This window comes from Kitasatospora sp. NPDC058965, assembly GCF_042741245.1.
Classification (GTDB): Bacteria; Actinomycetota; Actinomycetes; order Streptomycetales; family Streptomycetaceae; genus Kitasatospora.
Genome location: NZ_JBHYKG010000356.1, coordinates 1 through 8,129 on the forward strand (window position 1 = coordinate 1; position 8,129 = coordinate 8,129).

Sequence of the window (8,129 nt, forward strand, 5' to 3'; positions counted from 1 at the left end):
GTCCGGACCGCGCGCTACCGGCCCCCCGGCGTCACTCCCACCGCCGCCCCCGCCAGCACCGCCGCCAGCGCGAACGCCCACGGGTACCCGGCCCACCCGATCAGCGCGCCCGTCAGCGGCGGTGCCAGCGAGGCGACCAGGTTCTGCCCCGTGTTGTGCACCCCCAGCGCCCGGCCCGACCAGGCCGGGCCGGCCCGTTCGGCGGTGGCGGTGAAGGAGAGCCCGTTGGTGCTCGCGGTCAGCCCGCAGGCGAGCACCAGCACCACGTCCGTCAGCGCGCTCGGCCACCGCGCGCAGAGCGCCAGCACCAGCACCAGCACGGCCGTGGCCAGCGCGAGCTGCCGCATCGGCCGCACCCGACTGCCCACCCGGTCCGACCAGCGCCCCGCCCCCACCCGGGCCGCCGCGCCCAGCAGCTGACCCACCGCCATCAGTTGGCCCGCCGCCGTGGGCTGCCAGTGCCGCACGTCGACCAGCAGCACCAGCCCGAAGGCCCCGGCGGTGAACTGCGGCCAGACCAGCAGCGCCCCCGCCGCGTGGATCCGCCACAGCGCGGCGGTCCGGTACGGGGATCCGCCCCGCTCCCCGGCCACCGCCCCGCCCGCCCGCGGCGGGTCCACCAGCAGCAGCGCCAGCAGCACCGCCACCACCGCGATCAGCACGCCCGTGCAGAGCAGGGCCAGCCGCGGTCCGCCCCGGGCCGCCAGCGGGGGCCAGGTGGCGGCGGCCAACCCCAGGCCCAGCGGGGTCGAGGTCTGCCGCACCCCCATCGCCAGCCCGCGCTCGGCCACCGCGAACCAGCCCATCACCAGCCGCCCGCTGGCCGAGAAGACGGCCGCGCAGGCGGCCCCCGCCAGCACGAACACGCCCCCGAGCAGCACCGGGCCGCGGACCGTCGCCGCGACCAGCAGCAGCACCGCGCCCAGCCCCAGGCCGCTGCTCAGCACCACCCGCTCCCCGCGCCGGTCGGCCAGGGCGCCCCAGGCCACCAGCGAGCCGAGCAGTCCCACCGTCGGGCAGGCGACCACCAGTCCCGCCCGGGCCAGCGACAGGTGCGCCGGCCCGCCGCGCAGCACCGGGACCAGGTACGGCACGCCGTAGACGAAGAGGCAGGCGACCGTCTGCGCGGCCACCCCGAGCGCCAGCATCAGCCACCGCCGCCGGCTCGCCACTCCCGTCCCGCCTGCCACCACGGTCTGCGCGACCATCCGTCCCCCTCACCAGATCAACCACTGACTGAGACAGATGGTCTCAGATGGCGAAACCATGTCAGCTGACAGATCACCGTTCGCCATTCACCTGAGCAAGATCCAGCGCGGCGCGACAAACCGAACGATCGGTGTACGGACTCCTCCGCCGCCCTGCGCACCCACCCCCGCACCAGCGGCGGACCCGTCGGACATTCTCAGCCGGACCATTTTCCGAAGCACTCGGAATGACGGTCCATTTCCCCTCGCATTTCCTTTCCGAAGAAATATCCCGGGCATGACAATGACTCTGCTCGAACCGCCTGAGCGTCCGTCAGAACCCTTGGAATCAGGGCCGCCGAACCCCATTGTGGGCGCGTACGTTCGACTGTAGAGTCCCCATTCGCCGAGCCCGAACACGGTCTCGTCAGGCGTTATTTGGGGTAGGCATGTCAAACCATGACGGCATCACCCCGGACGACTCCGACCTGCTCGACGCCTTTACCGAAGGCGTCCGGCAATATCCGGATCGCCCGGCTGTTCTGCACCACGGACGGGAATTGAGCTACCGGCAACTCGCCGAGCTGGTCACCGCCGCCGCATTACGCGTGGGCCCGCGCCCGGGCACCGTCGCGGTGTGGACCGACCGCACACCGACCACCGTGGTGGCCCTGCTCGCGGTGCTCGCCGCCGGCGGCGTGTACTGCCCGATCGACCCGGCCTTCCCGGCCGAGCGGCAGGCCGCACTGCTCGCCGCCGCGGGCTGCGGCACCGCGATCGGCGCGCCCGCGGACGCGGCGGCCGCCCTCGGGCTGACCGTGCTGGACCTGGCCGGACCGGCGCCGGCCGAGCTGCCCGCGACCGGCGCGCCGCTGACCGATCGGCCGCTGACCGATCAGCCACTGCCCGGCCGGCCGCTGCTCGACCGGCCGCTGCTCGACGGGCCGCTGCCGACCGCCGGTGAGGACCCCGCCTACCTGCTCTTCACCTCCGGCTCCACCGGCACGCCCAAGCCCGTGCTCACCCCGCGCCGCGCCATCTCCACCACCGTGGCCGCCCTGCGCGACCTCTTCGCCCTCACCCCCGAGGACCGGGTGCTCCAGTTCGCCTCGCTGAACTGGGACACCTGCTTCGAGGAGATCCTGCCCACCCTGACCGCCGGCGCCGCCCTGGTGCTGGACCGGGACGCGCACAGCGGCTCCTTCCCGCGCTTCCTGCGGCTGGTCGAGCGCGAGCGGATCACCGTCCTGGACCTGCCCACCGCGTTCTGGCACGAGCTGGTCCGCCACCTCACCGACCAGGGGGACCGACTCCCCGGCTGCCTGCGGCTGGTGGTGATCGGCGGCGAGGCGGTCAGTCCGGCCCGGCTGGCCGACTGGCACGCCCTGGACACCGCGCGGGTGCGCCTGCTCAACACCTACGGCTGCACCGAGACCACGCTGATCACGCACGCCGCCGAGCTGCCGGCCGGGCTGCGGACCGCCCCGCTCGGCCGTCCACTCCCGCATGTGCGGGAACTGGTCACCGAGGAGGGCGAGTTGCTCATCGGCGGCCCCGCCCTGGCGCTCGGCTACCGGGAGTTGGCACAGGCCACCGCGGCCCGGTTCACCACTGCGCCCGGCCGCACCGGCCGCTGGTTCCGCACCGGCGACCGGGTCGGCCGGGACGCCGAGGGCCGACTGGTCCACCAGGGCCGGCTCGACCACCAGCTCAAGGTGCGCGGCATCCGGGTCGACCCGGCCGAGGTGGAGGCGCACCTGACCGCCCACCCCGAGGTCGGCGCCGCTGCCGTCACCGGGGCCACCCTGGCCGGCCGTTCGGCCCTGGTCGCCTACGTGGTGCCGCGCGGCGCCGCCGACCCGCAGGACCTGCGCACCCGACTGCGGACCCACCTGCGCAGCCGGGTGCCCGACCACCTCGTCCCCAGCCGGATCACCGTCGTCGCCGAACTCGCGCACACCGCCAGCGGCAAGGTGGACCGCGCGGCCACCCACCGGCGCCACGCGGCGCCGCCGCGAGCGGGCGAGCCCTCCTGACCCCGCGGGGCCCGGTGCACCGCCCGCCGGCCGTGCACCGGCTCCACCGACCCGACCCCGCCACCGACCCGACCCGATCCGACCCTGCTGCCGGCCCGGCGGCAGGCCCGACCGACTCCTCCGACCGGGCGTCATCCCGCCGGTCGTGCTCCGGATACACAAGGACATCACATGACCGTTGACGCAGCGGCCCGTACCGAGGCGGTCACCGCCATCTTCCGCCGGGTGCTGGAACAGCCGCAGGCCACGCCGGACGAGGACTTCTTCGAGCTGGGCGGCGACTCGCTGCTGGCCACCCGGGTGCTGAGCGCGGTCGCCCGCGAGTTCCAGGTCGAACTCACCTTCGAGGACTTCCTGCTGGCGCCGACCGGGGCCGCGCTGGCGGCCCGGCTCGGGGCAGCGGCGTGAACCGCGCCGTCGTGGTCGGCGCCGGCCTGGCCGGACTCACCGCCGCCACCGCACTGGCCCGCCAGGGGGTCGAGGTCACCGTGCTGGAGGCCCGCGACCGGGTCGGCGGCCGCACCCGCGGCATCGAGCCGACCCCGGGCGCCTGGGTCGACGCGGGCGCCGCCTACCTGGGCGACCGGCACACCGAACTGCACCGCCTGCTGGCCGAGCTGGGCCTGAAGACGACACCCACCACGATGCTCGGCGCCAGCCGCTTCGACCTGGGCGAGGGCACCGGCACCGAGGCCGGCCGGTTCCCGCCGCTGGACGCGGTGGCCCTCGGCGACCTCTTCGACCGGCTGGCCGAACTCACCGCCCTGGTCGACCCGGTGGCCCCGTGGCTGACCCCGGGCGCCGAGCTGCTGGACCGGCAGAGCGCGGCCGACTGGGCGGCCGAACACCTCGCGCACCCGGACGCGCGGACCTTCTTCCCGCTCTTCCTGGGCGAGATGATGGCCGCCGACCCGGCCGCCGTCTCCGTCCTGCACATGGCCTTCTACCTGCGCTCCGGCGGCGGCCTGCGCTACCTCAACGCCTTCGAGGGCGGTGCCCAGCAGGACCGGGTGGCCGGCGGCGCGCACCAGGTCTGCGAGCGGCTGGCCGCCGGCCTGGGCGATCGCGTCCGCACCGGCGAACCGGTCCTGACGGTCCGTCACACCGACACCGGTGCGACCGTGCTGACGGAGCGGGCCGAGTACCCGGCCGACGCCGTGGTGCTCGCCCTCCCCCCGCTGCTCGCCGAGGCGCTGACCTACCGGCCCGCGCTGCCCGCACCCCGCGCGGGCGAGCACACCGCGCCCGGCTGCGCCGTCAAGGTGCACCTGGTCTACCCGACCCCGCTCTGGCGCGAGCACGGCCTCTCCGGCTGGTCGGTGAGCGCCACCGGCCCGCTGCTCTCCACCGTCGACGACTCGCCCGACGCGGCCGGGCCCGGCGTGCTCACCGGCTTCGTCACCGGCGCCGAGGCGCACCGCTTCGCCGCCCTGGAACCCGAGCAGCGCCGCGCCGCTGCACTGGCCCACGCGGCCCGGCTCTTCCCCGAACTCCCGCCGCCCATCGACTGCCTGATCACCGACTGGGTCAACGACCCGTACAGCAGGGGCTGCTACGCGGCCCTGATGGGCCCGGGCGACTGGCAGCAGCTGGGCCCCGGACTCACCACCCCGCACCGGCGGCTCTTCTTCGCCGGCACCGAGACCAGCACCGAGTTCTTCGGCCTGATGGAAGGCGCGATCCGCTCCGGCCACCGTGCCGCGGCCCAACTGCTCGCCTCCCTCTGAGCCACACCCCCCGACGACCCACGGGAGACCGGCATGTCCGAGCCCAGCCCCATCGCCCCGCTCGCCGCCCGCCAACGCCTGATGACCGCACCCGGCCTGGGCGCGGGCAACTTCCTCGACCACGCGATCGCGGCCAACCCCCACCACGCCGTCCCGTACCTGTACCGGCACTCGCTGGACCACCGCGGCCAGGTGGTGCTGCGCGGCCACAGCCTGCTGGACCTGGCCGCGCTGCGCGACGACTACGCCCGCTGGTACTGGGCCAACGGGGTGCGCCCGGGCGACCCGGTCGGCGTGGTGGTGGCCGAGGGGATGGAGCCGCTGCTGCACTTCCTCGCGCTGACCGCGCTGGGCGCCGTCCCGGCCCTGGTCAACGACGCGATGCGCAGCGACCTGATGGTCCGCTACCTGGACCACGTAGGCGTGGTCGGCGTGGTGGTGGACGACCCGACCGCGCTGGCCGCCGCCTACCGGACCCGCCCCGACCGCCGTCCGCGCTTCCTGGTGCCCGCCGCCGAACTGCGGGCCTTCGACGCCGCGGGCGCGCCGCTGCCCGAGCGGTACCCGTACCAGCACGCGGCCGACGACGTGGTGGCGCTGATCCACTCCTCCGGCACCACCGGCACGCCCAAGTCGACCATGCTGGCCCACCACCAGTTCTGGGACGGCAAGCAGCCCCGGATGGTCCGCTTCCCGGCCGAGCCCGGCGACCGGCTGATGTCGCTGATGCCGCACACCCACGCCGGCGGCCTGAGCTACTTCCTGACCGCCACCCTGCTCGGCCTGCCCACCGTGGTGATGTCCGACTGGCGCCGGGCGGTGGTCGAGCCGGTGATGGAGGCCTTCCGGCCGACCATGGTGGCCTCCTTCCCCCGCACCTTCGTCGAGTTGGCCACCGGCGAACTGCCGGTCGAGGGCGCGGCCCGGGTGCACTCCTGGTTCAACACCGGGGACAGCGCCCACTACGGACACGTCCGACGCCTGGTGACCCTGGGCGAGCGGCCGGCCGGACTGATCAAGCCCTGGCTGCTGCCCAGCGAGGCGGCCGCCGAGGAACCGCTGCCCGGCTCGCAGTTCATCGACGGCCTGGGCTCCTCCGAGATGGGCATGGCACTCTTCGGCCAGGTCACCACCCCCGAGAGCAGCCGCGACGACCGCTGCGTGGGCAAGCCGCTGGAGGTGGTCACCAAGGCCGCCGTACTGGACCAGGACGGCACTGAACTCCCTGACGGGACCGTGGGGTTGCTCGGCGTGGTCACCCCGTCCCGGACACCGGGCTACTGGCACGACGCCGGACTGACCAGCAGCTTCGAGCTGGCCGGCTACTGGCTCACCGGCGACGTGGCCCGGCGGGAGCCGGACGGGCGGTTCTACCACCTGGACCGCACCGTGGACGTGATCGACACCGCCACCGGACCGGTCTACAGCCTGCCGCTGGAGGAGGTCCTGCTGGCCGACTGCGCCGAGACCGTCCGCGACTGCGCGGTGGTCGGCGTGCCGGTCCCGCAGGGCGGCCAGCAGCCCATCGCCGTCGTCCAGTTGCAGGAGGGCGCGGACGCCTCCACGCTGCTCGCCGACGCCAACAAGCAGCTCGCCGAGGCCGGCCTGAGCCCACTGGCGGCGGTCCGGGTGGCCCGCACCGCGGCCGAGTACCCGCTCGGTCCGACCGGCAAGGTGCTCAAGCGCGAGCTGCGCACCGCCTTCGCCACCCTCTTCACCGGGGCGGAGTCCCCCGGCCGATGACCACGCCGCCCTACCAGTACCGGCGCACCGTCCTGGTGGAGCCGGACTGGCGCCGCTTCCCCGGCTGGCGCCAGGTCACCCCGGTCGAGTGGCGCGACCCGCAGTGGCAGCGGCTGCACAGCGTGCGCGGTGCCGGGCAGCTGCGCCGGGTGCTGGGCCCGCTGCTGGCGGACCACGCCTACGCCGAACTCACGGCCGACGCCGAGCGGTTCGCCACCATGCCGGTGCTGGTGACGCCGCAGTTGCTGAACACCATGGTGCCGTCGGCCGGGCTCGACCCGGCCGGCTTCACCGAGGCCTTCGTCGCCGACCCGCTGCGCCGCTACCTGCTGCCGATGGCGCTGGACCGCGACCCGCTGCTGCCCAGCCACCCGCTGGCCCAGCGCGACTCGCTGCACGAGAGCGAGATGTGGGTGGTCGAGGGCCTGACCCACCGCTACCCGACCAAGGTGCTGGCCGAACTGGTCGCCACCTGCCCGCAGTACTGCGGCCACTGCACCCGGATGGACCTGGTCGGCACCTCGACCGCGCAGGTCACCAAGGCCCGCCTGACGCTGCGCCCGCGCGACCGGCAGGAGCAGATGCTGGACTACCTCAAGCGCACCCCGACGGTGCGCGACGTGGTGGTCTCCGGCGGCGACCTGGCCAACGTCCCCTGGCCCCGGCTGGAGTCCTTCCTGCTGCGGCTGCTGGAGCTGCCCTCGGTGCGGGACATCCGGCTGGCCAGCAAGGCGCTGGTCGGGCTGCCCCAGCACTGGCTGCAGGCCGACGTGCTGGCCGGGCTGGAGCGGGTGGCCAGGGTGGCGTCGCGCCGCGCGGTCAACCTGGCGCTGCACACCCACGCCAACCACGTCCAGTCGGTCACCCCGTTGGTCGCCCAGGCGGCCCGGGCCGTGCTGGACGCGGGGCTGCGCGACGTGCGCAACCAGGGCGTGCTGATGGCCGGCGTCAACGACACCCCGGACCAGCTGCTGGACCTCTGCTTCGCGCTGCACGGCGAGGCCAACGTGCTGCCGTACTACTTCTACCTGTGCGACCTGGTCCCCGGCGCCGAGCACTGGCGGATCCCGCTGCACCGGGCGCAGTGGCTGCAGGAGGCGATCATGGGCTACCTGCCCGGCTACGCCACCCCGCGGCTGGTCTGCGACGTGCCCGACCTGGGCAAGCGCTGGGTGCACCAGGTCACCGAGTACGACCGCGAGCGCGGCATCTCCTACTGGACCAAGAGCTACCGCACCGCGCTCGAGTCCCGGGCCGCCGCCGACACCGACCTGACCCGCCGCTTCCCCTACTACGACCCGATCCACACGCTGGGCGAGGCGGGTCGGCGCTGGTGATCACGGACCTGATCCGCCTGTACGCAGGGACCGAGGAGCTTCCCCCGGTCCGCAGCTACGGCGACTACCTGGCCTGGCTGTCGAAGCAGGACCGGGAGG

Annotated in this window: 5 protein-coding genes and 1 pseudogene; 5 read left to right on the forward strand and 1 reads right to left on the reverse strand. The window is 74.5% G+C overall.

The window, feature by feature from the left end; translation table 11 throughout:
* Nucleotides 1-14: 14 nt before the first annotated feature.
* Nucleotides 15-1,208 (reverse strand): MFS transporter, encoded by a 1,194-nt coding sequence (locus ACFW1A_RS35335; protein WP_380416617.1) that lies wholly within the window; start codon nucleotides 1,206-1,208, stop codon nucleotides 15-17.
* 428 nt (nucleotides 1,209-1,636) lie between these two features.
* Between ACFW1A_RS35335 and ACFW1A_RS35340 the strand changes: the two genes are divergently transcribed.
* From ACFW1A_RS35340 to ACFW1A_RS35360, 5 genes and pseudogenes are all read left to right on the forward strand, one after another.
* On the forward strand, nucleotides 1,637-3,223 hold the full coding sequence (locus ACFW1A_RS35340; RefSeq protein WP_380416621.1) for an AMP-binding protein: 1,587 nt from the start codon (nucleotides 1,637-1,639) through the stop codon (nucleotides 3,221-3,223).
* A 171-nt stretch (nucleotides 3,224-3,394) separates the two neighbouring features.
* Nucleotides 3,395-3,631, forward strand: coding sequence for an acyl carrier protein (locus tag ACFW1A_RS35345; protein ID WP_380416626.1), 237 nt, complete (start codon nucleotides 3,395-3,397; stop codon nucleotides 3,629-3,631).
* A pseudogene (locus ACFW1A_RS35350) lies at nucleotides 3,583-4,950 on the forward strand (flavin monoamine oxidase family protein); the annotation flags it as partial. The gene ACFW1A_RS35345 and the pseudogene ACFW1A_RS35350, both read left to right, overlap by 49 nt.
* 33 nt (nucleotides 4,951-4,983) lie before the next feature.
* Nucleotides 4,984-6,693 (forward strand): class I adenylate-forming enzyme family protein, encoded by a 1,710-nt coding sequence (locus ACFW1A_RS35355; protein WP_380416630.1) that lies wholly within the window; start codon nucleotides 4,984-4,986, stop codon nucleotides 6,691-6,693.
* Nucleotides 6,690-8,030: a KamA family radical SAM protein gene (locus ACFW1A_RS35360; RefSeq protein ID WP_380416632.1), complete on the forward strand. Its 1,341-nt coding sequence runs from the start codon at nucleotides 6,690-6,692 to the stop codon at nucleotides 8,028-8,030. The genes ACFW1A_RS35355 and ACFW1A_RS35360 overlap by 4 nt, the downstream gene beginning before the upstream one ends.
* The last annotated feature ends 99 nt before the right edge of the window (nucleotides 8,031-8,129 follow it).